Source organism: Rhizobium sp. 01T417 (assembly GCF_056398905.1).
The window spans coordinates 70,674-96,104 of record NZ_JBFTQH010000015.1 but is presented as its reverse complement, the minus strand read 5'-3'; the positions used below and the strand labels follow the sequence as shown (position 1 = coordinate 96,104).

Annotated in this window: 25 protein-coding genes; 18 read left to right on the top strand and 7 right to left on the bottom strand. The window is 61.1% G+C overall.

All coding sequences use genetic code 11. The features are described from left to right. Window positions 1–9 precede the first annotated feature (9 nt). From AC1DPR_RS16600 to AC1DPR_RS16540, 13 genes are all read left to right on the top strand, one after another. Window positions 10–318 carry a hypothetical protein gene (locus AC1DPR_RS16600; RefSeq protein WP_018856786.1) on the top strand — a complete coding sequence of 103 codons (309 nt, stop codon included), beginning with the start codon at window positions 10–12 and terminating at the stop codon, window positions 316–318. A gap of 38 nt (window positions 319–356) precedes the next feature. Then, window positions 357–2,501, top strand: a complete 2,145-nt coding sequence (locus tag AC1DPR_RS16595) for a peptidase domain-containing ABC transporter (protein ID WP_477816758.1) — start codon at window positions 357–359, stop codon at window positions 2,499–2,501. After that, on the top strand, window positions 2,498–3,904 hold the full coding sequence (locus tag AC1DPR_RS16590; protein ID WP_477816757.1) for an HlyD family type I secretion periplasmic adaptor subunit: 1,407 nt from the start codon (window positions 2,498–2,500) through the stop codon (window positions 3,902–3,904). The genes AC1DPR_RS16595 and AC1DPR_RS16590 overlap by 4 nt, the downstream gene beginning before the upstream one ends. Window positions 3,905–4,026: 122 nt before the next feature. Then, window positions 4,027–4,920: a phenylacetic acid degradation operon negative regulatory protein PaaX gene (gene paaX, locus AC1DPR_RS16585; protein ID WP_477816756.1), complete on the top strand. Its 894-nt coding sequence runs from the start codon at window positions 4,027–4,029 to the stop codon at window positions 4,918–4,920. Window positions 4,921–5,112: 192 nt separating this feature from the next. Beyond that, the gene (pcaF, locus tag AC1DPR_RS16580; RefSeq protein WP_477816755.1) at window positions 5,113–6,318 is read left to right on the top strand and encodes a 3-oxoadipyl-CoA thiolase; all 1,206 of its coding nucleotides are present in this window, start codon (window positions 5,113–5,115) and stop codon (window positions 6,316–6,318) included. A 25-nt stretch (window positions 6,319–6,343) separates the two neighbouring features. Then, window positions 6,344–7,348: a 1,2-phenylacetyl-CoA epoxidase subunit PaaA gene (gene paaA / locus AC1DPR_RS16575; RefSeq protein WP_477816754.1), complete on the top strand. Its 1,005-nt coding sequence runs from the start codon at window positions 6,344–6,346 to the stop codon at window positions 7,346–7,348. 103 nt (window positions 7,349–7,451) lie between these two features. Beyond that, window positions 7,452–7,736, top strand: coding sequence for a 1,2-phenylacetyl-CoA epoxidase subunit PaaB (gene paaB, locus AC1DPR_RS16570; RefSeq protein ID WP_018856780.1), 285 nt, complete (start codon window positions 7,452–7,454; stop codon window positions 7,734–7,736). Continuing rightward, window positions 7,736–8,515: a 1,2-phenylacetyl-CoA epoxidase subunit PaaC gene (paaC, locus tag AC1DPR_RS16565; RefSeq protein ID WP_477816753.1), complete on the top strand. Its 780-nt coding sequence runs from the start codon at window positions 7,736–7,738 to the stop codon at window positions 8,513–8,515. The genes paaB and paaC overlap by 1 nt, the downstream gene beginning before the upstream one ends. A gap of 15 nt (window positions 8,516–8,530) precedes the next feature. Further along, window positions 8,531–9,055, top strand: a complete 525-nt coding sequence (gene paaD / locus AC1DPR_RS16560; RefSeq protein WP_477816752.1) for a 1,2-phenylacetyl-CoA epoxidase subunit PaaD — start codon at window positions 8,531–8,533, stop codon at window positions 9,053–9,055. A gap of 25 nt (window positions 9,056–9,080) precedes the next feature. Next, window positions 9,081–10,157, top strand: a complete 1,077-nt coding sequence (gene paaE / locus AC1DPR_RS16555; protein WP_477816751.1) for a 1,2-phenylacetyl-CoA epoxidase subunit PaaE — start codon at window positions 9,081–9,083, stop codon at window positions 10,155–10,157. Between the two features lie 27 nt (window positions 10,158–10,184). Then, window positions 10,185–10,940: a Phenylacetic acid catabolic protein gene (locus tag AC1DPR_RS16550; protein ID WP_477816750.1), complete on the top strand. Its 756-nt coding sequence runs from the start codon at window positions 10,185–10,187 to the stop codon at window positions 10,938–10,940. Between the two features lie 16 nt (window positions 10,941–10,956). After that, a complete protein-coding gene (gene paaZ, locus AC1DPR_RS16545; RefSeq protein ID WP_477816749.1) occupies window positions 10,957–13,014 on the top strand; it encodes a phenylacetic acid degradation bifunctional protein PaaZ in 2,058 nt (685 codons plus the stop codon). A 30-nt stretch (window positions 13,015–13,044) separates the two neighbouring features. Then, window positions 13,045–13,659: a phenylacetic acid degradation protein PaaY gene (locus AC1DPR_RS16540; RefSeq protein WP_477816748.1), complete on the top strand. Its 615-nt coding sequence runs from the start codon at window positions 13,045–13,047 to the stop codon at window positions 13,657–13,659. 214 nt (window positions 13,660–13,873) lie between these two features. On the opposite strand, the gene AC1DPR_RS16535 is transcribed toward AC1DPR_RS16540, so the two are convergent. The 3 genes from AC1DPR_RS16535 to AC1DPR_RS16525 form a co-directional block, all read right to left on the bottom strand. Then, complete coding sequence (locus tag AC1DPR_RS16535) at window positions 13,874–15,310, bottom strand: DUF6880 family protein (RefSeq protein WP_477816747.1); 1,437 nt, start codon at window positions 15,308–15,310, stop codon at window positions 13,874–13,876. A gap of 133 nt (window positions 15,311–15,443) precedes the next feature. Continuing rightward, a complete protein-coding gene (locus tag AC1DPR_RS16530; RefSeq protein ID WP_477816746.1) occupies window positions 15,444–15,875 on the bottom strand; it encodes a HipA N-terminal domain-containing protein in 432 nt (143 codons plus the stop codon). Next, window positions 15,862–16,134: a helix-turn-helix transcriptional regulator gene (locus AC1DPR_RS16525; protein WP_477816745.1), complete on the bottom strand. Its 273-nt coding sequence runs from the start codon at window positions 16,132–16,134 to the stop codon at window positions 15,862–15,864. The genes AC1DPR_RS16530 and AC1DPR_RS16525 overlap by 14 nt, the downstream gene beginning before the upstream one ends. A 132-nt stretch (window positions 16,135–16,266) precedes the next feature. Here AC1DPR_RS16525 and AC1DPR_RS16520 point away from each other — a divergent pair, with 132 nt between their 5' ends. The 3 genes from AC1DPR_RS16520 to AC1DPR_RS16510 all read left to right on the top strand — a co-directional run bounded on the left by AC1DPR_RS16520 (window position 16,267) and on the right by AC1DPR_RS16510 (window position 19,065). Next, a complete protein-coding gene (locus tag AC1DPR_RS16520) occupies window positions 16,267–16,518 on the top strand; it encodes a hypothetical protein (protein ID WP_477816744.1) in 252 nt (83 codons plus the stop codon). A 349-nt stretch (window positions 16,519–16,867) separates the two neighbouring features. Further along, entirely contained in the window at window positions 16,868–18,277 is a 1,410-nt protein-coding gene (locus tag AC1DPR_RS16515; protein ID WP_477816743.1) for an NfeD family protein, read from the top strand. Between the two features lie 26 nt (window positions 18,278–18,303). Beyond that, window positions 18,304–19,065: a slipin family protein gene (locus AC1DPR_RS16510; RefSeq protein ID WP_477816742.1), complete on the top strand. Its 762-nt coding sequence runs from the start codon at window positions 18,304–18,306 to the stop codon at window positions 19,063–19,065. 87 nt (window positions 19,066–19,152) lie between these two features. On the opposite strand, the gene AC1DPR_RS16505 is transcribed toward AC1DPR_RS16510, so the two are convergent. The 4 genes from AC1DPR_RS16505 to paaG all read right to left on the bottom strand — a co-directional run bounded on the left by AC1DPR_RS16505 (window position 19,153) and on the right by paaG (window position 22,439). Further along, on the bottom strand, window positions 19,153–19,749 hold the full coding sequence (locus AC1DPR_RS16505) for a TetR/AcrR family transcriptional regulator (protein WP_025660533.1): 597 nt from the start codon (window positions 19,747–19,749) through the stop codon (window positions 19,153–19,155). A gap of 103 nt (window positions 19,750–19,852) precedes the next feature. Next, window positions 19,853–21,163, bottom strand: a complete 1,311-nt coding sequence (gene paaK, locus AC1DPR_RS16500) for a phenylacetate--CoA ligase PaaK (RefSeq protein WP_477816741.1) — start codon at window positions 21,161–21,163, stop codon at window positions 19,853–19,855. Between the two features lie 35 nt (window positions 21,164–21,198). After that, window positions 21,199–21,648, bottom strand: a complete 450-nt coding sequence (gene paaI / locus AC1DPR_RS16495; RefSeq protein WP_169683644.1) for a hydroxyphenylacetyl-CoA thioesterase PaaI — start codon at window positions 21,646–21,648, stop codon at window positions 21,199–21,201. After that, on the bottom strand, window positions 21,645–22,439 hold the full coding sequence (gene paaG / locus AC1DPR_RS16490; protein ID WP_113163371.1) for a 2-(1,2-epoxy-1,2-dihydrophenyl)acetyl-CoA isomerase PaaG: 795 nt from the start codon (window positions 22,437–22,439) through the stop codon (window positions 21,645–21,647). Before paaG ends, paaI begins: the two co-directional genes overlap by 4 nt. A gap of 102 nt (window positions 22,440–22,541) precedes the next feature. On the opposite strand from paaG, the gene paaN reads away from it, so the two are divergent. After that, window positions 22,542–24,200: a phenylacetic acid degradation protein PaaN gene (gene paaN / locus AC1DPR_RS16485; RefSeq protein WP_477816740.1), complete on the top strand. Its 1,659-nt coding sequence runs from the start codon at window positions 22,542–22,544 to the stop codon at window positions 24,198–24,200. A 41-nt stretch (window positions 24,201–24,241) separates the two neighbouring features. Further along, on the top strand, window positions 24,242–25,390 hold the full coding sequence (locus AC1DPR_RS16480; protein WP_477816739.1) for an ABC transporter substrate-binding protein: 1,149 nt from the start codon (window positions 24,242–24,244) through the stop codon (window positions 25,388–25,390). The last annotated feature ends 41 nt before the right edge of the window (window positions 25,391–25,431 follow it).

Here is a 25,431-nt window from a genome sequence, read left to right as displayed (position 1 = left end):
GAGACGACAATGAGCAATGAACTCTATGCAGACGGAATTGGCGAAATCACTGTCACCGGCACCATCGTGCGCATCGATCTGATGTCGCTGTCGGCCACCGAGCGCGATCAGAACAACAACCCGAAGCCGGTCTTCCGCCAGCGGATCATCATGCCGGTCGACGCTTTCGCGAATGCCGTCGACCTGATGCAGAAGGCCCTTGGTGGATTGGTCGAAGCCGGTGCGGTGCGCCGTATCAACGATCTGCCATCAAGCGCGAAGGCTGAAATCATCCAGCCGTCGGGCAGCTCGGCAAACGCATCGCCGAACTTCAACTGACCAACGCCACTTCTTCAACCCAGACACCCGGGTGGGCCATGAGTACGTTTTTGCACACCAATCTACACTGCCTTGCTCTCGTTGCACGCCATCACGGCGTCGATCTGTCGCCCGAGCGCCTGCAGCACGACTATGCAGTCGACGAACGCCCGGTCGAAATCCGGCAGTTGCTGCGCATGGCCAAGGATGCGGGACTGCGCGCAAGGCAGATCAAGCTCTCCTGGACATCGCTGCTCCAGTTGGGCGAAGCCTTCCCGGTTCTGGCGGAACTCGAAAACGGCAACTGGGTCGTCATTGCCGGCCCCGCCATGGGTGAGGAAGAGGCAAAGATCAGGGTTCTCGACCCGCTCGCCGAGCGCCCTGACTTCATTCTCCTGAACCAGGAGCAGTTCATCCGGTCCTGGAGTGGATCTGTGGTGATGATGAAGCGGAACTTCGGCATCAATGATGCCGACCAGCCCTTCGGCTTCCGCTGGTTCATTCCTGAGATCATCAAGCAGCGCAGTTTCTTCCGCGATGTCGCTCTTGCCGCCATCGTTCTATACGGCCTTGGCCTGATGACGCCGATCTTCTTCCAGCTCGTCATCGACAAGGTGCTGGTCCATCAAAGCTACGCGACGCTGACGGTGCTGACCATCGGCATCGCCATTGCGCTTGTCTTCGATGCGGCCTTCAGTTTCCTGCGCCGATACCTGTTGCTCTATGCCACGAACAGGATCGATATCCGCGTTGCGACGCGCACGTTCGGCCATCTGCTCAATCTTCCCATTGCCTTGTTCGAGCAGGCATCGGCAGGCGTTCTCGTCAAGCATATGCAGCAGACCGGCAGGATCCGCGAATTTCTGACCGGTCGCTTGTTTCTGACACTGCTCGACGGCGTATCGTTGCTGGTCTTCATTCCGATCCTGCTTCTCTACAGCGTCAAGCTGACGCTCGTCGTCATCGGCTTCGCAGCCCTTGTCGGCCTCGTCGTCATGCTGCTTGTCGGCCCCTTCCAGCGCCGCCTTCAGGCACTCTACAAGGCCGAAGGCGACCGACAGGCCTTGCTCGTTGAAACCGTCCACGGCATGCGAACCGTCAAGTCGCTGGCGCTTGAACCCCGCCAGCGTCGCGCCTGGGACGACTATTCGGCGCAATCGATCTCCGTCCGGTTCCGGGTCGAGAAGATCTCGACGGCCGCTCAATCGATGACCGGGTTGCTTGAGAAGCTGATGAGTGTCGCCATCATCGGGCTTGGCGCGCTCGATGTCTTCAATGGCGCGATGACGATTGGTGCGCTGGTTGCATTCAACATGCTGGCTGGTCGCGTCTCTGGCCCGCTTGTCCAGATCGTGACGATGGTACACGAATACCAGGAGGTCGCGCTTTCCGTGCGCATGCTCGGCGAGATCATGAACCAGCGCCCGGAACAGGCCGGTCGCGGTCGCGGCATCCGCCCGCACCTTCGAGGCAACATCGAATTCGACAAGGTGACGTTCCGCTACGGGCCGGACGGCCCGCCGGCGCTCGACGACGTCTCCTTCAGCATTCCGGCCGGCTCCGTCTTCGGTGTCGTTGGCAAGAGCGGTTCGGGCAAGACGACGATCACCAGGCTGATCCAGGGTCTCTACCAGAACCAGCAGGGCATCGTGCGGATGGACGGCTATGACAGCCGCGAGATCGACCTCGTGCATCTGAGGACGAGTACTGGTGTCGTGCTGCAGGACAACTTCCTCTTCCGCGGCACCGTTCGCGAAAACATCGCGGCGGCAAAGCCCGATGCAAGCATCGAGGAAATCATGGAAGCGGCACGCATTGCGGGCGCTGAGGAGTTCATCGAGCGGCTTCCGCGTGGTTTCGACACGATGCTGGAAGAAAACGCCTCGAACCTGTCGGGCGGTCAGAAACAGCGCCTGGCAATCGCCAGAGCACTTATCACCGACCCGAAGCTTTTGATTCTCGATGAGGCCACCAGCGCGCTCGACCCTGACAGCGAGACGATCATTCGTCAGAACCTCAGCCAGATTGCGGCAGGAAGAACGGTAGTCATCGTGTCTCACCGGCTCTCCACGCTCGTCGACGCCGATGCCATTCTCGTCGTCGAACGCGGCAAGATCGCCGATATCGGCAGGCATGATCAGCTGGTCACACGCTGCATGACATATCGTCACCTTTGGTCACAGCAGATGAGGCAGGTAGCATGAACGCGCGCGCTCAAAAACCAGGAGAGAACCTGCCTGTTCCAACGACCGCCCCGGTCACCCAGCCAGCCCTCAGACGCTCGCTGCCATCAGCGATTGCGGAATTCCAGTCGGACGCCGTGGAACTGGAAGAGCGCGCTCCGCCAAGGGTCGCCCGCATGACGCTCTACGGCATCACCGCGATGATTGCAGCGGCCATCACCTGGGCGTCGGTGTCATCGATCGACGAGGTCGTCGTTGCCCCGGGCAAGCTGATCACGACTGAGCCGACCATCGTCGTGCAGCCGCTTGAAACGTCGATCATCCGAACGATCAATGTGACTGCCGGCGCGATCGTGCAGAAAGGCCAGGTGCTTGCCACGCTTGACGCGACGTTCAGCCAGGCTGACGCCGATCAGCAGCGGGCAAAATTTGTTGCACTCGACGCCCAGGTGAAGCGTCTGGAAGCCGAGCTTGCCGGTGCGGACTACACCCAGACGGCGGGCGGATCACGCGACGAGCTGCTTCAGATGCAGCTGTTCGGGCAGCGCCGCGCCTATTATATGGCACAGTTGCAGAACTACGATCAGCAGATCGCGGCCCAGGCGGCGACGATTGCTTCGAGCCGAAACCAGGAGGCAGTCCTCACCAGTCGACGCGAAACGCTGTCTCAGATCGAGGGCGCGAGGGAGCGGCTGTACAATCGTGAGAGCGGATCCCTGATAACGCTTCTGGGGTCGCGTGACGCCCGCCTTGACGTCGAGACCAGTCTGTCTGCTGTCCAGGGAAGGGCCGATGAGGCCGAGCATACCTTCGCCAAGCTCAAGGCAGACCGACAGGCATTTATCGAAGACTTCAGGCGCGCAGCCATGGAGCAGCTCGTCGACCTGCGCAGCCAACGCGACACTGCAGCCGAAGAACTGAAGAAGATGGAGCTTCGCCGCGACATGGTGGTTTTGTCGGCACCGGCTGATGCCGTCGTGCTTGACCTTGCGGCGCGCTCGGTTGGCTCGGTGGTTCGGGAGGCAGAGCCGATCCTGACGCTTGTTCCACTCAACGTCCCGCTTGAGGCAGAGGTCAACGTCAATACGCGCGATATCGGTCGTATCACGGCGGGCAAGGATGCACGGATCAAATTTGACGCCTATCCGTTCCAGAAGTTCGGCACCGCATCCGGAACGGTCAGGACGGTGAGCCGTGACGCGTTCACCCCATCGCAGCAGGAGGCAGCGACCCAGTCGCCAGCGCCTTACTTCAAGGCACGCATACCGCTTGCAGATCCAAGGCTCAAAGGTTCGGACGAGCCCGTGCGACTGCTTCCCGGCATGACCGTTTCAGCCGAGATCATGGTGGGGCGTCGCACCGTCATCTCCTACTTCCTCTATCCCATCTTGCGAGGGCTCGACAGCGCGATCAGAGAACCCTGATACGACAGGGGTCTCCCTGGAAGCGGATGCCTGATGGCTCCGCCTCAGCGCCTCGCGTCAAGCGGGGATGCAGCGGCCTCGACAATATGTTAGTCGCACTGTCACCATCCAGGGAGGAATCGGTGACGGCAGCGACCAATCCGGCAGATGCTCGGGCAAGCGAGTTGATTCGACGCATTCTGGATGAATGCCCGCTGAAGGCGGCGAGCTTCATCGTGACCATCTACGGCGATGTCGTCGAGCCGCGCGGCGGCATTGCCTGGATCGGCAACCTGATCGAGACCTGCGCCGACGTTGGTATCAGCGAGACGCTGGTGCGCACCGCCGTCTCCCGGCTTGTTGCCGCCGGCCAGCTTACGGGAGAAAGAGAAGGACGGCGCAGCTATTACCGGCTGTCACGGTCGGCCGGCAACGAGTTCGCGGCAGCGGCCCGCGTGCTGTTTTCTGCTCCCGAGGAGAGCGGATGGCAGTTTGTCCATGTAACGGGGCCAACGGTCGAAGACGCCATGCAGGCGCTGAAGCGCGCTGGCCACGCGCGTCTCAACGACCGCCTGGCGGTCGGCCCGGCAAGGGCGGTGACCGCGACAGTGCCTGCCCTGGTTTTCCGCGCAGAACCGCCACAAGATCCAAAAGCCCTGCAAGAATTCGCCTCCGAGTACTGGGATCTGACAGTGCATGCGGAAGCCTATGCGGTTTTTCTGGCGCAGTTCGGCGCTCTGCTCAGCCCGGCTGCCTCCGTCAGTTTTTCGCCTTCCATGGCGCTGACCATCCGCCTCCTCCTCGTGCATCGCTTCCGCGCCGTTCGTCTACACGATCCGAGATTGCCCTCAGGCGCACTCCCCGACGACTGGCCGGGAAAGGCTGCGCGGCAGCTGTTTGCGCGGGCCTACAGGCAACTTTCTCCGGCCGCCGATGCCCACGTGGCCCGCACCTTCGTCACGGCGTCCGGTCCGTTGCCGGCCGCGACCGCAGCCACGGACCTACGGCTGGAAATGCTGGCCCACGAGGCTTTCTAGCAATTTTACGAACAGCTTTTCGGCCGCCGGCGCGGCTTTCGTGCTAAGGTTTTTCCTGCAGAATATTAAATATCACAAACTTTCCACAAAAATGCATTGCTCTGTGACATATCGCATGCTAATAACATGACCGATCGGTCGGTTAATCAATACTGAATTGATCGGCTTTGCGAGAGCAGGAGGAAATCGCGCATGTCGGAAGCATTCATCTGTGATGCCGTTCGCACACCCATCGGTCGCTATGGCGGCGCGCTGGCAACGGTTCGCGCAGACGATCTGGCCGCCCTCCCCCTCACTGCTCTGATGGAACGCAATCCTGACGTCGACTGGAGCAAGGTCGATGATCTGATCTATGGCTGCGCCAACCAGGCGGGCGAAGACAATCGCAATGTCGGCCGCATGGCAGTGCTCTTGTCGGGCATGCCGATCAGTGTCCCTGCAACAACCGTCAACCGCCTGTGCGGCTCCGGCATGGATGCCGTCGGCATGGCAGCAAGAGCAATCCGCGCCGGCGACTGTGACCTGGTGATTGCCGGCGGCGTTGAAAGCATGAGCCGGGCGCCTTTCGTCATGCCGAAGGCAGACAGCGCCTTTTCCCGCGCCAACGCCATCTACGACACGACGATCGGCTGGCGCTTCGTCAATCCGAAGATGAAGGCAGGGTTCGGCGTCGATTCGATGCCTCAGACGGCCGACAATGTGGCAGCCGATTTCGGCGTCAGCCGCTCCGATCAGGACGCCTTCGCGGCCCGCAGCCAGGCCCGCTGGGCGGCTGCTCAGGAGGCCGGCCTCTTCGCCGACGAACTGGTCGCCGTCAAGGTCGCGCAAAAGAAGGGCGACCCCATCATTGTCGATCGCGACGAGCACCCGCGTCCAGGCACGACGATCGACCAGCTTTCCAGATTGAAGGGCGTCAATGGCCCTGATCTTAGTGTTACGGCCGGCAATGCATCGGGCGTCAATGACGGTGCAGCCGCTCTTGTCGTTGCAAGCGAAGCGGCCGCGAAGGCACAAGGGCTGACGCCGAAGGCGCGTATCGTGGCAATGGCGGCAGCCGGCGTCGAACCGCGCATCATGGGCGTTGGCCCGGCACCGGCCGCGCGGCGGGTACTCGAGCGCGCCGGTCTTTCGATCGGCCAGATGGACGTGATCGAGTTGAACGAGGCTTTCGCCGCCCAGGCGCTCGCCGTGTTGCGCGATCTGGACCTCCCCGATGATGCGCCCCATGTCAATCCGAATGGCGGCGCCATCGCGATGGGCCATCCGCTCGGCATGAGCGGTGCCCGGCTGGTCACGACGGCAACCTACCAATTGCATCGCCAGGGCGGTCGCTACGCGCTTTGCACCATGTGCATCGGCGTCGGCCAGGGCATCGCGATCATTCTCGAGCGCGTCTGACGCGCCAAGGCAAAGGAGACGAACCATGTACGCACAGATGGTCAAGACCGACAGCGCCCGCGTCAAGACGCTCGATGAAATGGATCCGGTCGAACGCGCATTTCAGGAGCGCATCGACGCCGGTCAGAAGATCGAGCCGAAGGAATGGATGCCCGAAGGCTATCGCAAGACACTGATGCGCCAGATCAGCCAGCATGCGCATTCCGAAATCGTCGGCCAACTGCCCGAAGGCAACTGGATCACCCGTGCCCCGACGCTCGAGCGCAAGGCGATCCTGCTCGCCAAGGTTCAGGACGAAGCAGGACATGGGCTCTACCTCTACTGTGCGGCCGAAACGCTCGGCATCACCAGGGACGAGATGTACGAGCAGCTGCACAGTGGCAAGGCGAAATACTCCTCGATCTTCAACTACCCGACGCTGAGCTGGGCCGACATCGGTGCGATCGGCTGGCTGGTCGATGGCGCGGCGATCATGAACCAGGTGCCGCTGCAACGCTGTTCCTACGGGCCGTACGCCCGCGCCATGGTCCGCATCTGCAAGGAAGAAAGCTTCCATCAGCGCCAGGGCTTCGACATTCTGATGAAGATGGTCAAGGGCACGCCCGCCCAGAAGGAAATGGTCCAGGACGCCTTGAACCGCTGGTGGTGGCCATCGCTGATGATGTTTGGCCCGTCAGACGACGCATCCGTGCATTCGGCCCAGTCCATGTCCTGGAAGATCAAGCAGAATTCGAATGACGAGCTGCGCCAGAAGTTCGTCGACCAGACCGTGCCGCAGGCGGAATATCTCGGCCTGACGGTTCCGGACCCGGATCTGAAGTGGAACGAGGAAAAGGGCGGCTACGATTTCGGTGAGCCCGACTGGACCGAGTTCTTCGCCGTCATCGCCGGCAACGGCCCGTGCAACGCCGAACGCCTCGGCGCCCGGCAGAAAGCATGGAACGATGGCGCCTGGTTCCGGGATGGTCTCGTTGCCCACGCCGAGAAGATGACATCGCGTCGCGCAGCTCAGCGCACCGCAGCCGAATAATGCGTCCGGACGCCTCGGCGTCCGCTCCAAGCAGTCGCAAGTCTTAACAATACGCGATTTCCGGGCCACGGCCCGTGAGAAACGCAAGACGGGAGAAATGTCCATGTCCAGCGAATGGCCTCTTTGGGAAGTCTTCATCCGCGGCCAGCACGGCCTCAATCACCGGCATGTCGGCAGCCTGCATGCGCCCGATGCCGAAATGGCCGTCAACAACGCACGTGATGTCTACACCCGCCGAAACGAAGGCGTGAGCATCTGGGTGGTGCGTTCGAGCGATATCACGGCCAGCGCGCCTTCGGACAAGGGACCACTCTTTGATCCTTCGAATTCGAAGGTCTATCGTCATCCGACGTTCTTCGACGTTCCCGAAGAAGTGGGGCATATGTGATGAGTGCTGCCTCCAACACGGCCGTCAGCCAGGCGGCACTTTTCGAGTTTCTGACACGCATGGGCGACAATGCGCTGATCCTCGGTCATCGCGCCTCCGAATGGTGCGGGCATTCACCCGCGCTCGAGGAAGATATTGCGCTTTCCAATACCGCGCTCGATCTGATCGGCCAGACACAACTCTGGCTCGGCCTTGCTGGCGAAGTCGAAGGCCGGGGCCGCAGTGCCGACAATCTCGCTTATCTGCGTGATGCCCGCGACTTCCGCAACGTCCTGCTGGTCGAGCGTCCGAATGGCGATTTTGGCAAGACGCTGATGCGTCAGTTTCTGTTCGACGCCTGGCATTTCCTGATGCTGAAGGCGCTTTGCGGTTCTACCGACAAGCGCATTGCCGAAATCGCGGAAAAGGCCACGAAGGAAGTTGCCTATCACCTCGATCGCAGCCGCGATCTGATCATCCGCCTTGGCGACGGCACCGCCGAAAGCCATCGTCGCATGCAGGACGCGCTTGACGATCTCTGGGCCTATACCGGCGAACTCTTCATCGGCGATGCGTCCGACGCGGAGCTTGTCGCTGCCGGCATTGCACCGGAACCGGAAAGCCTGAAGGCCGCCTGGGATGAGCTTGTCGGCGAGGCCCTGTCCGAGGCAACGCTCAAGAAGCCTTCCGATGGCTTCATGCACAAGGGCGGCAAGCGCGGCCTTCATACCGAACATATGGGCTTCATCCTGGCCGATCTGCAATTCCTGCAGCGCGCTTATCCGGGCGCGACCTGGTAACGGAAGGAGGCGGTCATGACGGCCGTAACTTTGCCTTCGACATCAGACGTCTGGCAGTGGCTTGCAGAGGTTCCGGATCCCGAGATTCCGGTGATCTCCCTGGTCGATCTCGGCATTATCAGGGATGTCGCCTTCGATGACGACACGCTGGTTGTGACGGTAACGCCGACCTATTCGGGCTGTCCGGCAACCGCGATCATCAATCTCGATATCGAGCGGGCGCTGCATGAGAAAGGCATCGAAAAGCTGCGGCTGGAACGCCAGCTTTCGCCGGCCTGGACGACGGACTGGATCAGTGCCGCAGGTCGCGAAAAGCTCAGGGCCTATGGCATTGCGCCGCCTGTCGATGGCACCGCGATCGACGGGATCCTGCGCCAGCGCGTCGATCGGCTCTCTGGTCGCTCCAATCTGACGATCGCCTGTCCGCGCTGCGGATCGGCAAACACCGAAAAGATCAGCCAGTTCGGCTCGACGCCCTGCAAGGCGAGCTATCGCTGCACCGACTGTCTGGAACCATTCGATTATTTCAAGTGCATCTGACCCTTTGCCTAGTGAGGTCCGCAATATGGCACGTTTCCATTCCCTTCAGGTCACCGACGTCAAGCGCGAGACGCGCGATGCCGTGGTCGTCACCCTTGCTCCGCTGGACGAGGATCGCGGTGCGTTCGATTTCACGCAAGGGCAGTATCTGACGTTTCGGCGCAAGTTCGATGGCGAGGAACTGCGCCGCTCCTACTCGATCTGTGCCGGGCGCGACGAAGGTATCTTGAGGGTCGGCATCAAGCGGGTCGACGGCGGCTGCTTTTCGACCTGGGCCAATGAAGAGCTCAAGATTGGCGACACGATGGAAGCGATGCCGCCGATGGGCGCGTTCTTCACGGCGATCGAGCCCGAAGTTTCCAAGAACTACATCGGCTTTGCAGCCGGCAGCGGCATCACGCCGGTGCTCTCCATCATCAAGACCACCTTGGCGCGTGAGCCCCATTCGCGCTTCACGCTCGTCTACGCAAACCGGCAGATCAGCTCGATCATGTTCCGCGAGGAGCTGGACGATCTGAAGAATAGCTATCTCGGTCGCCTGTCCATCCTGCACGTGCTGGAAAGCGAAGCCCAGGATATCGACCTCTTCACGGGGCGCATTGATACCGAAAAGTGCGCAGCATTGTTCAGGCACTGGATCGACCTGAAATCCGTCGACACCGCTTTCATCTGCGGTCCGGAACCGATGATGTTGACGATCGCCGCTGCCCTTCGCGACCACGGAATGCGCGAAGAGCAGATCAAGTTCGAGCTCTTTGCGTCCTCGCAGCCAGGCCGGGCGCGCCGCAAGAGCGAAAGCGCTGCCTCTGCGGATCGCCACGCGGCGTGCGAGGCAACCGTCACCCTCGACGGTGCAACCCGTGTCTTCAAGATGCCGAAGCAAGGGCAAACCCTGCTCGAAGCCGCGCTCGAAAACAACATGGACGCGCCCTACGCCTGCAAGGCAGGTGTCTGTTCCACGTGTCGGGCCAAGGTGATCGAGGGCGAGACCGAGATGGAGGTCAACCATGCGCTCGAGGATTACGAAGTGCGCCAGGGCTATGTTCTGACCTGCCAATGTTATCCGCTGAGCGACCGGGTCGTGGTCAGCTACGATCAATAAGGCGCGAAAGCGAGGGAGGAATAACCCATGTCCGATACGATGCCGATCGAGGAATACCTGCTGAAGGGTGGCGTGCTGACGTCGCCTGACAATGTGACCCCACGCTATCGCGGCGAGCTTTTGCGCCTGATGGCAAGTTTCGTCGATAGCGAGCTTGCGGGTGCAGCCGGCTTTGCCGACACGATCAACGACGCGCCCGGGATCAAGGAGCGCATCGCCTCTGCCAAGATCGTGCTTGAAAAAACCGACCATGCCGGTCGGGTCCTCGAGATCATGGGCAGCTTTGGCGCCGACACCGGCCGTTACGCCGTCCATCATCCCTGGGACGCCCGGCTGGGGCGCGACGCCGATATCGGCGCGGCGCGTCAGGGCGGCGACATGCGCCTTTCGGTCTTCCACTATCCCCTGCATGGCTGGATCGACGCGGTTGTCATGAACGTGCTGATGGGCACCGCAAGCACCATCCAGCTGCGCGAGCTTGCCCGCGTTTCCTACCAGCCACTTGCCGAAGTGTTCCGCGCCATTCTACCCAGTGAGGCGCATCACACCGAACTCGGCATCGAGGGACTGAAGAAAATTGCCGAAACTGAAGACGGAGCAACGGCAGCGCGCAAGGCAATCGCCTATTGGCGCCCGCGCGTTGCGGCAAGCTTCGGGCTCTCCGGCTCGGCGCGCTACGAAACGCTGGCTCGCTTCGGCCTTCGCCACACACCAAACGAGGCGCTGCTATCCGAATGGCAGGCGGCCGTTGATGCGCAGCTTGCTGCGCGCAATCTGAACTGACCGGAAGGATAAGACGATGAACGTCCTGGTAAACCCGCCGCGCCGCCTCGAAAGCTATGTTTATGGCCGCTGGGTTCCCGGCACGAAGGATGGCGCCGAACTCCTCGACGCTTCGACAGGCGTACCGGTTGCATTGATCGATTCCACCGGTGTCGACTTCGCCGCATCTCTGGCCTACGGCCGTAAGATGGCTGGCCCGGCCCTGCGTCGAATGTCGTTTCATGAGCGTGCCGCCATGCTGAAGGCACTTGGCCAGGCGCTGATGGAGAGGAAGGAAGAATTCTACGCCCTTTCCTCGGCCACCGGTGCGACCAAGGCAGACAGCTGGATCGATATCGATGGCGGCATTGGCACTCTCTTGTCCTATGCCTCAAAGGGACGGCGCGAGTTGCCGAATACGCGCGTGCTCGTTGACGGCGACGTGGAAAACCTGTCGCGCGACGGCACGTTTGCCGCCCGGCACATCCTGTCGCCGCTGCAGGGCGTCGCCATTCACATCAATGCCTTCAACTTTCCGGTCTGGGGCATGCTGGAAAAGCTGGCGCCGACCCTGCTTGCCGGCATGCCGGCTATCGTCAAGCCGGCGAGCCAGACGGCCTATCTGACCGAACTGGTCGTGCGCCGCATGGTCGAGACGGGCCTGCTTCCCGAAGGCGCCGTGCAACTTGTCTGCGGTTCCGTCGGCGATCTTCTTGATCATGTCGACGGACAGGATGCCGTCACCTTTACCGGTTCGGCCTGGACCGGCCGCAAGCTGAAGACGCATCCGGCGATCATCGAGAATTCGGTCCGCTTCACCATGGAGGCCGACAGTCTCAATGCCTCTGTCCTCGGTCTCGATGCGGCCCCTGGCACCGAGGAGTTCGACCTTTTCGTCAAGGAAGTCTCCCGCGAGATGACGGCGAAGGCCGGCCAGAAGTGCACGGCGATCCGTCGTGTCATCGCACCCCGCGCCTATTGCGACGCTCTTGTCGCCGCTCTTGGCGATCGTCTTGGCAAGACGGCGCTCGGCAATGCCGCCGATGAAAACGTCCGCATGGGCCCGCTCGCAAGCCTTGCCCAGCGCGACGAGGTCCGCGCCCGCATCCGCGATCTTCTTGCCGATGCCGAGATCGTTGCCGGTGATCCGGACAATCCCCGCGTTGTCTCCGGAGACGCTGAGGCTGGAGCCTTCCTCAATCCAGTGCTGCTATACTGCGACAAGCCTTGGGACGCCCGGGCTGTTCACGACGTCGAAGCCTTCGGCCCGGTCAGCACGGTCATGCCCTATGACAGCGCCGAGGAGGCTGTCGACCTTGCCCGTCGCGGCAAGGGAAGCCTGGTATCGTCGGTCTTCACCAATGATCCGGCCTTTGCCGAAGAGGTTGTTCTCGGCATGGCGCCCTTCCACGGCCGCGTGCTGATCGGCAATCGTGTCAGCGCCAAGACCTCGACCGGCCATGGCTCACCGCTGCCGGGTCTCGTGCACGGCGGCCCGGGACGCGCCGGCGGCGGCGAGGAGTTGGGCGGACTTCGTGGGGTCAAGCATTACATGCAGCGCACCGCGGTCCAAGGCTCGCCAACGCTTCTTTCGGCGGTCACCGGCCGCTGGGTTGCGGATGCCGAGGTCCGCAAGGATGGCGAACATCCCTTCCGCAAGTCGCTCGCCGAACTTGAAATCGGCGACCAGCTTGTCACCGGAACACGCACCGTCACGCTTGAGGATATCGAGCACTTCGCCAACTTCACCGGCGACACCTTCTACGCCCATATGGACGAGGAAGCCGCCCGCGCCAATCCGTTCTTCGATGGTCGCGTTGCCCATGGCTACCTGATCGTCTCATTTGCTGCCGGCCTCTTCGTCGACCCGGCCCCCGGCCCGGTTCTCGCCAATTACGGCGTCGACAACCTGCGCTTCCTCACGCCGGTCAATCCGGGCGATACGTTGCAGGTGAAATTGACCTGCAAGGAGATCAATCCGCGCATCGGCGCCGAGCACGGCGAAGTGCGCTGGGACTGCAATGTGACCAATCAGAACGGTGCGACGGTCGCCCAATACGATGTCTTGACGATGGTCGCCAAGACGAGAGACTAAGACAAGAGACTAAGACAAGGGACTGATCAGATGGCTATGGTCTATTCCTATGATGGCGTCGTGCCTGTGATCCATCCGGCGGCCTTCGTCCATCCGGCCGCGGTGATCATCGGCGACGTCATCATCGGACCAGCCTGCTATGTCGGGCCTTGCGCCGTGCTGCGCGGGGATTTCGGGCGCATTGTCATGGAACGCGGTTCGAACGTCCAGGAGACCTGCGTCGTGCACAGTTTCCCCAATGTCGAGGTGGTGATCGGCGAGGAAGGCCACATCGGGCACGGCGCCGTGCTGCACGGCTGCCGGATCGGTCGCAATGCCATGGTGGGGATGAATGCGGTCGTCATGGACGAGGCTGTCATCGGCGAAAATTCGATCGTTGCCGCCATGGCTTTCGTCAAGGCAGGGGCCGACATCCCGGCAAACAGCCTGGCGGTCGGCTCGCCGGCCAGGGTCATCCGCGAGCTCAGTGAAAAGGAAATCGCCTGGAAGCGCCAGGGCACTGGCGTTTACCAACGCCTCGCCCTGGAGGCCAGGGAAAAGCTTCAACCAGCCGAACCGCTTAGCGAGCCGGAGGAAGACCGGCGACGGATCCAGGCACCCGAATATGATCCATTGATCCTGGAACGTCTGAAATTCGGCGATTGAGGCAAAGCACGCTTCACCCAAAAAGGGCGACGGATACTCGAGTGTCAGAAGCTTTTAGGATTGTCTTTGGCAGCGGGCAAGACATTGATTTCGCTTACTGCGCCGGGATAATCCTTGGCACCCTTCCAGATGCGTCCTATGCGTGATCGACACCATCCGTTGGATCGCCACCATGAGGAAGCTCAGAAGACATTGGCCAACATGAGCGCAATACTCACGACACCAGGCTCCAAAATCCCGACTTCCTTCCGTAGTCGCGCTTGATGTCCACCATATACACCTCATGTGGCCGAACGCTGCCGAAATCCTCGATCTGACTCGCCAGGGACCGGCATTCTGCAAGGTGTCGTGCCGCGTGCTTGTAACGGCTCGATCGGCCGCTCTCCAAAGTAAAGTCGATCATTGATCGCAGCACGATCGTCGCGGCCAGTGGTTGTTTCGTCGAAAGCGCTTCCGCAGCCGGCGTCATCAACTCATAGAGGTCGCCATCCAGTTCCGCCGCCCGCTTCGTAACGAGCTTTGACGCTTCCGCCAATGAAGGCCAGCGCAGGAAGAAGTAGAGAGCGCGATGAACGTCCGGGAACGCTTGGGCGTAGGCGAACGCCCTCTCCTCCGCTTCCAGATCGTCGAAGTCCGGCAGGCGGCGCGCATAGGCGCGCAGGTGGCCGTCGTTCAGGGACTGCTCGAAGCACTCCCAGCGAAACGCCTGGGCTTCGTCGTTGCGCCCCAGGACTTCCAGTGCCTCGGCGCGGGCAAGCTGCCATTCGAAGGGGACATCCGCCCGGCCTTTCGCATCAACCTTCTCGAGGGCTTTCAGTGCTTCCTCAGCCCGTCCCGCCGAGACCAGACGGTTGGCGATGTCAGCCGCGACCATCGGCGCTCCATGTGTCCTTTCCGGCTGCTGCGCAATATAGGCATCCACATCACCCTGGGCGTCGGCTATTTCCTGCAGCGCGATACGAATGGTCAGATCCTGGTGATTGCCGTAAACCTCGTCCTCGTAGATCGGGCCAGCGCTGCTCCAGCCGATGACCTTCTGATCTTTCTTGGCCGGCTTCTCCTTGGGCTCGTTCGACCAGCCGACAAAGAGAGCCTTGAGACGCTCCAATCCTTCATTCGCCAGCGCCGCCACCATTGCAGTAATCAGCCGGTCGAACTGGCCGTAATCATTGCTTTGAACTGCCTTGAATATCTTCTCGGCCAGGACATCGGCATCGATATTCGCCGCCTTGGCGATCGCGCCGGCGTCGGTGCAGGCTTGATGGAAGCTCTGGATCAACGAGCCGCTGCCATCGTCCGATCGCTGAAATAGAGGATCCGCAACCGCTAAAAACTGCCAGATTAGCTCAAACGCTCCTGCGGGATCGTTGGGCGCGACGGTTTCGACGATCGACTTGCGCTGGGTCTCCAGGTCGGTCCTGGTCGCCTTCACCTTTCGCCAATCAACGAAGGTCTTGGCGCGTGCAATGCTGGAAAGCCTCTTGCGAACCTCCCTGGCAACTTCGGCGCTGCTATGGTTGCCAGCAAGCTCCATACGAAGCCGACGCTTGTGCGCAGCGCTGCCGGTGCTGATTTCCATGAGAAGCTCGGCGAGGCGTTGTACGCCGAGAGCTTCAAGGTTCTTCGCATTAAGTGTCGTCTTGGCTGCCATGGGTCTTTGATGATTTGTGTCGCGCGGACGTTACCCCAGCGCACCACGAAGTCCAAGACGAGAGTGCCGGGATAGTCCTTGGTTTCCCTCCTGGAGCTATCCTTTGATAGGTGATAGTCGGCTGACGACCCCATTACAGTCTCTTGCCGCAACAGCGACCGTACCGTCTCATTTTCGGAAGAATCGGCAGTTCGTCCAGGATGCGCTCCAGTGTCGTCGCATCCGGCACGGGCTGCAGATGAATGCCCGGCTTACGGGGCGCACCAATCGACAATGCACCCGCCGTGTCCCGCCCGATGTGGCTGAGCAGACCAACGATGTCCTGGGGCGAGACCTTCAGCCGCTGGCCGATTTCGGCGAGGTGCGTTTCCGGGAGCAGATATGCAAGCCAGGGCAGGAGCCGTTCAACACCGACTGGGCCTGAACGGAGCGACATGGTCAGCGACACTGGGAAGGCCGAGCGGCGCGCTTCCCAGCTCGGGTCATAGTCCAGTCGCCAGTCGCCATCGAAGGTCAGGTGGGCGACGGGAGGGCTTCGTAGAAGATCGTCGTCATCGACCGTCACCGAAGGTCGGCAGGAAGTCCAGGTCATCGTCAGGCGAGGCCGGGGCGGCTTGGGCTGTCCTGAGATCGCCGATCTCGATGCCGACAGTGCGCGCCACGATCAAGGTCTTTTCAAGCTGGCAGCTTGGCTTGCCGGATTCGAGCTCGACGATGAAGCGCTCGCCGGTGCCGGACCGGGCGGCAAGCTCGGTCTGTGTCCAGCCAAGCGCCTTCCGATTTTCCCGGATGGCGGCGCCGAAATCGCGTGCGAACCTGAACATCGAGCATCTCCTGAGGTGGCTTACCGTACAGGAAGATTTCGTTAGATCAACGCAATCCTTACCGATCGGGAAGCGCATGTCCGAAGGCATAGAAATCACCCCGATCGGGAAGTTTTGCGCATCCGGATACCCTTGAAAATCGAGGTCCTTAAGATCCGGGTATCGCGTGTGGTACAAGCCGAGGATGCGATCAAGCTCGCAGTGATAGAAGCCTTCAACGAGGCGAATATCTCGAAGCGAGAACTGGCCCGCCGCCTCGGCAAGACCGAAAATGAAGCCAGACGGATCTTGGATCCTGACCATCATTCCAAGCTTGGTCAGCTGCAGGATGCGATGCAGGCGCTCGGCAAAACCATCGTCGTTTCGGTTCTCGAAGCGGCTTGAAACAGAGAAAGGCGCGGACCGGGAGCCGAGCCTTTTTTTCTCACGAGGCCTAATTATCAATATCCGCCACCACTGCCTCTGGGAAAGAGTTCCTCAGGCGGCATCGTCCGACCGGCATTCCCCGCTATCGACGCCGCAAACTGGTCGCCAGCTGCACAAGTTTCGCTGCCAGCGCATTACCTGCTTTTGATCCGGATGCTCGATCGCACTCCCAGCCTCGCGACCGCCTTAAACAAAACGATCCTCGATACCCTCGAAGACATTCAAGCTGTTTGCCCCGGACTGCGACGCTTTTCTCTCTCTTTGTGATTTCTGGCTCTTTGTGATTTCTGGGATATACTGGAAAATCATGAGCGTTCCGCATGTGGTAGCGCTGAGCTTGAAGCGTTGGCGGTGGGTGCCGCCAATCCTGATCTCGTTGTTCTTGCTGCTCTTAGCTCCAGGCATCTTCACGCTGTCGGCGTCGGCGCAATCCAATCGCGCTGCGGTCGTCCTCAAGGTGAACGGCGCCATCGGACCTGCAACGGCAGATTATGTCATACGGGGCCTTCAGCGTGCCGGCGGACATGCCAGCCTGATTATCCTTGAGATGGACACACCCGGTGGCCTCGACACGTCCATGCGGGACATCATTCGCGCCATCCTTGCCTCGCCCGTCCCAGTCGCCGGCTTCGTCGCACCGAGCGGCGCAAGGGCTGCCAGCGCCGGCACCTATATTCTCTATGCAAGCCACATTGCGGCGATGGCGCCAGGCACGAATCTGGGAGCAGCCACACCGATCGCGCTCGGCGTAAACCCTTTTGGCGGCGATGCAAAACCCGGGAAAGAACCGGACAAGCAAAATGACAAGCAAGTCGAGCCTCCAGCCAGTGCCAGCGAAAAGAAGATCATCAACGACGCGGTGGCGTATATTCGCGGGCTTGCGGAATTGCGCAATCGCAACGCCGACTGGGCAGAGCGGGCCGTGCGGGAAGGCGCGAGCCTTTCATCGACCGCAGCCGTGCGCGAACATGTCATTGATTTCACGGCAGTGGATGTCAACGATCTCCTTGCGCAGGCACAGGGGCGCGTGGTGCGGGTCGGTCAGACAGACATGCGAATTGATACCGCCGGTTTGACGGTACAGGAATTCGAGCCGGACTGGCGAACACGCCTGCTTTCGGTGATTACCGATCCAAACATCGCAATCATCCTGATGATGGTTGGTATCTATGGCCTTATCTTCGAGTTTCTTGCGCCCGGGACGATGTTTCCCGGAACGATCGGCGGCATCTCACTCCTTCTTGGTCTCTATGCCCTGGCATTGCTTCCGGTGAGTTTTGCCGGCATCGGGCTCATTATCCTCGGCGTCGGATTGACGGTGGCCGAAATGCATTCGCCAAGCTTCGGCGCTCTGGGCATCGGCGGCGGGGTAGCCATAATCCTCGGCGCAACCATTCTGTTTGATACGGATATGCCGGGCCTTCAGGTTTCGCGCCCTGTACTTGGCGCAATCGCCCTTGCTTGCCTCGCTTTCAGCCTCCTCGTTGCACGCCTGGCATTTGCCTCGCGGTGGCGTGAGGTCGCGACGGGCGCTGAGCAGATGATCGGTATTTCAGGCCAGGTCGAGAGTTGGGCCGGGCCTACAGGCTATGTCATCACGCATGGCGAGCGCTGGAAGGCGATTTCCACCGAGGCGCTCGCCGCCGGGGACGCTGTCGAGGTGATCGCCCGCAACGGTCTGACGCTCGAGGTCGAGAGACGCCCCGACAAGAGCTAGCGGCCTTAAGAGAGCAGGAGAACGTCATGGCTATGTTTACAGATCTTGCCTTTTATCTTGTCGCGATCCTTATCTTGCTCGTGATCATTGCATCCGCGATCAAGATCCTGCGGGAATACGAACGCGGCGTCGTTTTCACGCTTGGCCGCTTCACAGGCGTCAAGGGACCCGGCCTGATACTCCTGATCCCCTACGTCCAGCAAATGATCCGGGTCGACTTGCGCACGCGGGTACTCGATGTGCCGAGCCAGGATGTCATTTCTCATGACAATGTCTCGGTCCGTGTCAGCGCGGTGATCTACTTCAGGGTCATTGATCCCGGAAAGTCGACGATACAGGTCGAGGACTTCATGATGGCGACAAGCCAGCTTGCCCAGACGACATTGCGCTCGGTCCTCGGCAAGCATGACCTAGACGAGATGCTGGCGGAACGTGACCGGCTCAACCTGGACATTCAGGAAATCCTTGACGCTCAGACGGATGCCTGGGGCATCAAGGTCGCCACTGTCGAGATCAAGCATGTCGACATCAACGAATCGATGATCCGCGCGATTGCCCGCCAGGCGGAAGCCGAGCGCGAGCGCCGCGCAAAAGTCATCAATGCCGAGGGTGAACAGCAGGCCGCTGCAAAGCTCCTCGAAGCGGCCCAAGTGCTTGCCAGGCAGCCAGAGGCCATGCAGCTGCGCTATCTGAACACCTTGAACGTCATCGCAAGCGAGAAGAGCTCGACGATCCTGTTCCCCTTTCCGATGGAGTTCGGCAATCTCATGGCTACCAAACCGAAATGATCAAGCTTCAGGCTCGGCCCGCCGGTCATGATCATCTCAAGGGGCCTTATGCGCGATCGAAGCGCAATAGGCGAAACGCCGCGGGCCCTAGCGGACCGCCTTGACGCCCTCGAGGATCAGGGTCGTGGCGATATCTGCATACTCGTCACGGCTGACCTGGCCGCCTGGGCGAAACCACATGTAGACCCAGTTCATCATGCCGAAGAGCGACATCGTCACTGGCATCAGCAGAGGCTTGCTGGCGTTGAGGTCGGGGTTGATCTCGATGATGGTATTGGAGAAGCGCTTGACGATCCGGCGCTCGATGGCGCGCAACTCGTCCAGCTGTTCTTGCGACAGCGCACTCGTGCCGTTCAGCTGCACCTTGTGCTCGTTGTCCGCATCGCGATAATTCTCAAGGACTTGCCGGACCAGCAGCCGAAGTCGCTCCTGAGGCGTCACACTGGGTTCGTCTGCGGCCGCAACCGCAGCTTCCAGTTCCTCGAGATGGTTGCGGATGATATCGAAAATCAACGCGTCCTTGCTCGGGTAATAGTGATAGAGGAGGGCTTTGGAAACATTGCTGCGCGAGGCAATGTGGGCCATGGAGGCTTTCTCCATTCCCATTTCCGCAAAGACGGCAGCGGCGCTGCTCAAGAGGCTGCGTTGTTTCTCTTCAAAATCGATCGCGCGCGTTCGTGCCATATTATCCTGCGTTCCTGTTTTTCCTCCGCGCCCCCACGCGATGAGCCGAAGGGCTCGTGATTTGCGCTTCCCGGAATGATCATCACGCCGGGAAGCAGTAGCCTTATTCCTTTGGCCTGTTGTCGACGACCCGCTTGGCCTTGCCCTCGGATCGTGCGACTCCACCCGGGTCGCGAATCTCGATCTTCGTGGTAACACCAACGACACTCTTGATGTAGTGGGCAAGGGATTTTGCCGAGGACGCGCGTGCAATTTCGTCCGCAGCCTCGGGCGTGCACTCGACGTGAACCGTCATCTGGTCCATGCGGCCGGCGCGGCTGAGCTCGATCTGGAAATGCGGAGCAAGCCCCTGACACTTCAGAATCTGCTCCTCGATCTGGGTCGGGAAGACGTTGACACCGCGAAGGATCATCATGTCGTCGGAGCGGCCGGTAATCTTTTCGATGCGGCGCATGGAGCGGGCCGTGCCGGGCAGCAGACGCGTCAGGTCGCGCGTGCGGTAGCGGATGATCGGCAGGCCTTCCTTCGTCAGCGTCGTGAAGACAAGCTCGCCCATTTCGCCATCGGGAAGGACCTCGCCCGTCGCCGGGTCGATGATTTCAGGATAGAAATGGTCTTCCCAGATGTGCAGCCCGTCCTTGGTCTCGACGCACTCACTGGCAACGCCGGGACCCATGACTTCGGAGAGGCCATAGATATCGACCGCATGCATGTCGAACGACTGCTCGATTTCCTGGCGCATCGCGTTCGTCCAGGGTTCGGCGCCGAAGATGCCGACCGCCAGCGAGCTCTCGCGCGGGTCGATGCCCTGTCTGTGGAACTCGTCGAGGATCGAAAGCATATAGGATGGCGTCACCATGATGATGCGCGGCCGGAAATCCTGTATCAACGTGACCTGACGCTCTGTCATGCCGCCCGACATCGGCACGACGGTACAGCCAAGCCGTTCGGCGCCGTAGTGGGCGCCAAGGCCACCCGTGAAGAGCCCGTAGCCGTAGGCGACGTGGACCATGTCTCCGGGCCGGCCACCGGCAGCACGGATCGAGCGCGCCACCATATCCGCCCAGACGTCGATGTCCTTCTGCGTATAGCCGACGACCGTCGGCTTGCCTGTGGTGCCCGAAGATCCATGGATGCGCGTCAGCTTCTCGCGCGGCACGGCAAACATGCCAAAGGGATAGGTATCGCGAAGATCCTTCTTGGTCGTGAAGGGGAACTTTGCGAGATCGGCCAGCGACTTCAGATCCGAGGGATGGACGCCCGCTTCGTCGAAACGCGCACGGTAGAAGGGCGAATTCTCATAGGCATGGCTCAGTGACCATTTCATCCGGTCAAGCTGAAGTGCTGCAATCTCGTCACGCGATGCTGTTTCAATCGCGTCGAGGTCGCCAGGGCGGGGTGAAAGGTCTTCCATGTCTGTCTCTCCTCCGAGATGAATGACCGGCGGCTTTACGCCTCTTCCGGCAAAAGGGTGCCCTTGACGGTGCGCGAATGGCCACGGAACTCGGCAATGTGCTCGCCGTTCTGATTGGTCACGTTGATATCGTAAATGCCGCCACGTCCGCGCCGTGAAACCTCCCGCGCGGTTGCCGTCAAGCGATCGCCGGCAAAGGCCGGTGCAATGTAGGTAACCGAGCAATGCTGCGCGACGGCCCGCTGATTGTAGGTATTGCAGGCAAAGGCGAAGGCGGAATCGGCCAGCGTGAAGATGTATCCGCCGTGGCAGGTCCCATGGCCGTTGGTCATCTCCGGCTTGATGACCATCGAAATGACCGCCATGCCGGGTGCCACACGTTCCATCGCCATGCCAAGGCGACGGGAGGCATTGTCGTCGCGCCACATGGCGTCTGCGCAGGCGTTCGCAAGCTCCTGGGCCGTGAGAATGATCCTGTCGGTCATTGTCCCTTGAACTCCGGCTTGCGCTTTTCCAGGAAGGCGGCGACGCCCTCGGCATAGTCGGCACTGCGTCCAGCTTCGCGCTGCAGGTCGCGTTCAAGCTCAAGCTGCTCATCGAGCGAATTGGTTGCCGCTGCCTGGATCGCGCGCTTGGTCATGCCGAGACCCTTTGTCGGTCCGGCAGCGAGTTTTGTGGCAAGGGTCCTGGCTTCATCGAGGAGTGCCGCATCGTCGACCGTCTTCCAGATCAGCCCCCAGCTTGCCGCCGTTTCTGCGTCGAGCGGCTCCGCGGTCAGTGCCAGCGCCTTGGCGCGCGCTTCGCCAAGCAGCCGTGGCAGGCTCCAGGTGCCGCCGGAATCGGGTACGAGGCCGATCTTGGCGAAAGCCTGAATGAAACGCGCCGAGCGAGCCGCCAGAGTGATATCGCATGCAAGCGCGATATTGGCGCCCGCACCCGCCGCAACGCCGTTGACGGCACAGATGACGGGCTTTTCCAGTGTCCTGATCAGCCGGATCAGCGGATTGTAGAAAAGCTCGATCGTGCGTCCAAGGTCGGGGGCCGCCCCACCCTTGCGCGGATCGCGGTCGCCGAGGTCCTGCCCCGCGCAGAAGCCGCGACCGGCGCCGGTCAGAAGCACAGCGCGAACGGATGCATCCCGATGCGCACGTTCGAAGCCTGCCCTGAGCGCCAGGTGCATTTCTTCATTGAAGGCGTTGAGCTTGTCTGGACGGTTGAGCGTCAACGTAAGGACGCCATCGGCAAATGCCGATTGGACGGTGTCGGATTCGGACATGTTTCCTCCAGTTCCGCCAGGATCGGGCGGTTCATGAAAAAACTCTTGCATAAACCGACCGGCCGGTCAATTATAAATCCACAGCATGAGAGGAACATGTGAATGGATGCCCTTTTCGACCGCCACCAGCCAACCCTTGCCGCAGCCCTGAAGGCTGCGCAGGAACGCGGCTATTGGTCGGCCTATCCTGAAATCCCGAGCGGCAAGATCTATGGCGAAACCGCCAAGGACGATGGCCTGGCATCCTACAATGCCCGGCTCGGCAAGCCTTTTGCCTTGCCTGGCCATCCCGAGACGGCGAAGGTCGGCGCGGAAGTCTCGCCATTTGGCCCGACGCTCGCAATCACCTATCCGGCCGCAGCTGCAGACACGCTGATCGCCGCCTCGCAGGCTGCGGCACCCGCATGGGCGGATGCGGCGGTCAAGACCCGCGTCGGCATCTGCCTCGAAGTTCTGGCCCGCCTCAATCGCATCAGCTTCGAAATCGCCAATGCCGTCATGCACACGACGGGACAGGCCTTTGCCATGGCATTCCAGGCTGGCGGACCGCATGCGCAGGACCGCGGCCTCGAAGCCGTTGCCTACGCCTTCGCAGAGATGGCCCGCACGCCGGCTCAGGCCATCTGGACCAAACCGCAGGGCAAGGCCGAGCCGATCGTTCTGGAAAAACACTGGCGGATCGTGCCGCGCGGGATCTCGCTGGTGATCGGCTGCCAGACATTTCCGACCTGGAACAGCTATCCAGGCCTGTTTGCCAGCCTCGCGACCGGCAACACCGTCATCGTCAAGCCGCATCCGGGCGCAATCCTGCCATTGGCGATCACGGTTTCGGTCATTCGCCAGGTGCTTGCCGAAGAGGGATTTGACGCCAATATCGCACTGCTGGCCGCCGATGCGCCGGGCGCCGAAATCACCCGCGATCTCGTTGAGAACAATGCGGTGCAGCTCATCGACTACACCGGCTCGAACAACTTCGGCGATTGGGTGCGCAAGCATGCCGGAGACGCTCAAGTCTACACCGAAGAGGCTGGTGTCAATTCGATTGTCGTCGCCGGCACCGATGACTTTGCCGGCATGTGCGCCAACATCGCCTTTTCTCTCTCGCTCTACAGCGGCCAGATGTGCACCGCCCCCCAGAACATCTTCGTTCCAAGGAGCGGCATTAAGACCGATGAGGGCCACAAGAGCTTCGACGACGTGGCAAAGGCAATTGCCGCTGCCATCGACGACCTTCTTGCCGATGCGGCACGCGCCGCGGGAGTCTGTGGCGCGATAGCCAACCCGGCGACACTCAAGCGCATCGAGACCGCCCGCAGCCTCGGAACGCTCATTCGCGACTCTGCCCCGGTCACAACAGGCGATGCGCGCACGGCAACGCCCCTCGTCCTTGCCGTCGATGCCGACAAGACGGATGCGCATGAGGAAGAGCGCTTCGGTCCGATTGCCTTCATCGTCGCCGTTGCGGATGTTGCCGGGGGCATCGAAAAGGCAGCAAGCCTCGCCCGTCGCAAGGGTGCGATCACCGCAGCACTTTATGACACCGACAACAGCCGCATCGACGCTGCTGTCGACGCCTTCGCCAGGGCGGGCGTCAATCTCTCGATCAATCTGACCGGCGGCATCTTCGTCAATCAGAGTGCTGCGTTCAGTGATTTCCACGTCACCGGCGCCAACCCGGCCGGCAATGCCAGCCTGACAGACGCGGCCTTCGTGGCCAACCGCTTCCGCACCGTCATGTGGCGCCGTCCGAAGGCGGCGTGACGACTTTGACCTAACCTTTGTTCTCTTGGGAGGAGACTGACATGAAATTTGCGATGACCACCGCGCTCGCGGGTACGCTTGCGCTTGCGCTTGGCTTTGCCGGCGAAGCCCTTGCCGACATCCGCATCGGAGCGACTGTCTCGGAAACAGGACCCGCCTCGTTCCTTGGCGACCCTGAAGCCAAGACGCTGAAGCTCTTGGTCGACGAGATCAATGCGGCAGGCGGCGTTCTCGGTGAAAAGCTCGAGCTTGTCATCTACGACGACGGCGGCGATCCGAACAAGGCACGCACCTTCGCAACGCGTCTGGTCGAGGACGACGAAGTCACAGCGGTCATTGGCGGCACCACCACCGGCACCTCGATGGCGATCATCCCGGTTGCTGAAGATGCCGAGATCCCATTCATCTCGCTTGCTGGCGCCATCGAAATCGTAGACCCGGTAAAGCCCTATACCTTCAAGACGCCGCATACCGATCGCATGGCCTGCGCAAAGATCTTCGACGACATGAAGAAGAAGGGCTTCACGAAGATCGGCATGATCTCCGGTTCCGACGGCTTTGGCGCCTCCATGCACAAGCAGTGCCTGGCCATCGTTGGCGACTATGGCATTGAGGTCGTTGCAGACGAAACCTATGGGCCGAGCGATGCGGACATGACCCCGCAGCTCACCAACATCAAGAACACTTCAGGCGTGCAGGCAATCCTCAACCCCGGCTTCGGCCAGGGTCCGGCAATCGTCACCCGCAACTACGCACAGCTCGCCGTCGGCCTGCCGCTTTATCAGTCGCATGGTGTCGCCTCCAACGGCTTCATCGATCTGGCTGGCGCAAGTGCGGCCGAAGGCATTCGCCTGCCGGGTACTGCCCTGCTGGTGGCCGACCTCCTGCCGGAAAACGATCCGCAGCGCGCGGTCGTTGCCGCTTACAAGAAGAGCTTCGAAACAGCGACGGGCAAGCCGGTATCGACCTTTGGTGGCTATGCGCATGACGCGCTGCGCATCCTCGTCGACGCGATCAACCGTGCGGGCAAAGCCGATCCCGCAGCTATTCGCGAAGCCATCGAGCAGACGAAGGGCCTCGTCGGAACGACCGGAACCGTCACCATGACGGCGGACGATCACCTCGGCCTCGATCTCACGGCCTTCCGCATGCTGGAGATCCGTGACGGTAGCTGGAAGATCGTCGACTAAGTGCTGAGCCGTGCCCTCGGGAGCGCGTGGCGCTCCCGATC

What these genes read in the sequence shown, in the direction of transcription:
- AC1DPR_RS16600 (WP_018856786.1), top strand. Translation starts at nt 10, where the DNA reads ATGAGCAATGAACTCTATGCAGACGGAATTGGCGAAATCACTGTCACC.
- paaN (WP_477816740.1), top strand. Translation starts at nt 22,542, where the DNA reads ATGGATGCCCTTTTCGACCGCCACCAGCCAACCCTTGCCGCAGCCCTG.
- paaZ (WP_477816749.1), top strand. Translation starts at nt 10,957, where the DNA reads ATGAACGTCCTGGTAAACCCGCCGCGCCGCCTCGAAAGCTATGTTTAT.
- paaK (WP_477816741.1), bottom strand. Translation starts at nt 21,163, where the DNA reads ATGGAAGACCTTTCACCCCGCCCTGGCGACCTCGACGCGATTGAAACA.
- paaG (WP_113163371.1), bottom strand. Translation starts at nt 22,439, where the DNA reads ATGTCCGAATCCGACACCGTCCAATCGGCATTTGCCGATGGCGTCCTT.
- paaD (WP_477816752.1), top strand. Translation starts at nt 8,531, where the DNA reads ATGACGGCCGTAACTTTGCCTTCGACATCAGACGTCTGGCAGTGGCTT.
- AC1DPR_RS16550 (WP_477816750.1), top strand. Translation starts at nt 10,185, where the DNA reads ATGTCCGATACGATGCCGATCGAGGAATACCTGCTGAAGGGTGGCGTG.
- AC1DPR_RS16595 (WP_477816758.1), top strand. Translation starts at nt 357, where the DNA reads ATGAGTACGTTTTTGCACACCAATCTACACTGCCTTGCTCTCGTTGCA.
- AC1DPR_RS16505 (WP_025660533.1), bottom strand. Translation starts at nt 19,749, where the DNA reads ATGGCACGAACGCGCGCGATCGATTTTGAAGAGAAACAACGCAGCCTC.
- paaB (WP_018856780.1), top strand. Translation starts at nt 7,452, where the DNA reads ATGTCCAGCGAATGGCCTCTTTGGGAAGTCTTCATCCGCGGCCAGCAC.
- paaE (WP_477816751.1), top strand. Translation starts at nt 9,081, where the DNA reads ATGGCACGTTTCCATTCCCTTCAGGTCACCGACGTCAAGCGCGAGACG.
- pcaF (WP_477816755.1), top strand. Translation starts at nt 5,113, where the DNA reads ATGTCGGAAGCATTCATCTGTGATGCCGTTCGCACACCCATCGGTCGC.
- paaC (WP_477816753.1), top strand. Translation starts at nt 7,736, where the DNA reads ATGAGTGCTGCCTCCAACACGGCCGTCAGCCAGGCGGCACTTTTCGAG.
- AC1DPR_RS16540 (WP_477816748.1), top strand. Translation starts at nt 13,045, where the DNA reads ATGGCTATGGTCTATTCCTATGATGGCGTCGTGCCTGTGATCCATCCG.
- paaI (WP_169683644.1), bottom strand. Translation starts at nt 21,648, where the DNA reads ATGACCGACAGGATCATTCTCACGGCCCAGGAGCTTGCGAACGCCTGC.
- AC1DPR_RS16535 (WP_477816747.1), bottom strand. Translation starts at nt 15,310, where the DNA reads ATGGCAGCCAAGACGACACTTAATGCGAAGAACCTTGAAGCTCTCGGC.
- AC1DPR_RS16590 (WP_477816757.1), top strand. Translation starts at nt 2,498, where the DNA reads ATGAACGCGCGCGCTCAAAAACCAGGAGAGAACCTGCCTGTTCCAACG.
- AC1DPR_RS16510 (WP_477816742.1), top strand. Translation starts at nt 18,304, where the DNA reads ATGGCTATGTTTACAGATCTTGCCTTTTATCTTGTCGCGATCCTTATC.
- paaA (WP_477816754.1), top strand. Translation starts at nt 6,344, where the DNA reads ATGTACGCACAGATGGTCAAGACCGACAGCGCCCGCGTCAAGACGCTC.
- AC1DPR_RS16480 (WP_477816739.1), top strand. Translation starts at nt 24,242, where the DNA reads ATGAAATTTGCGATGACCACCGCGCTCGCGGGTACGCTTGCGCTTGCG.
- AC1DPR_RS16525 (WP_477816745.1), bottom strand. Translation starts at nt 16,134, where the DNA reads ATGTTCAGGTTCGCACGCGATTTCGGCGCCGCCATCCGGGAAAATCGG.
- AC1DPR_RS16515 (WP_477816743.1), top strand. Translation starts at nt 16,868, where the DNA reads ATGAGCGTTCCGCATGTGGTAGCGCTGAGCTTGAAGCGTTGGCGGTGG.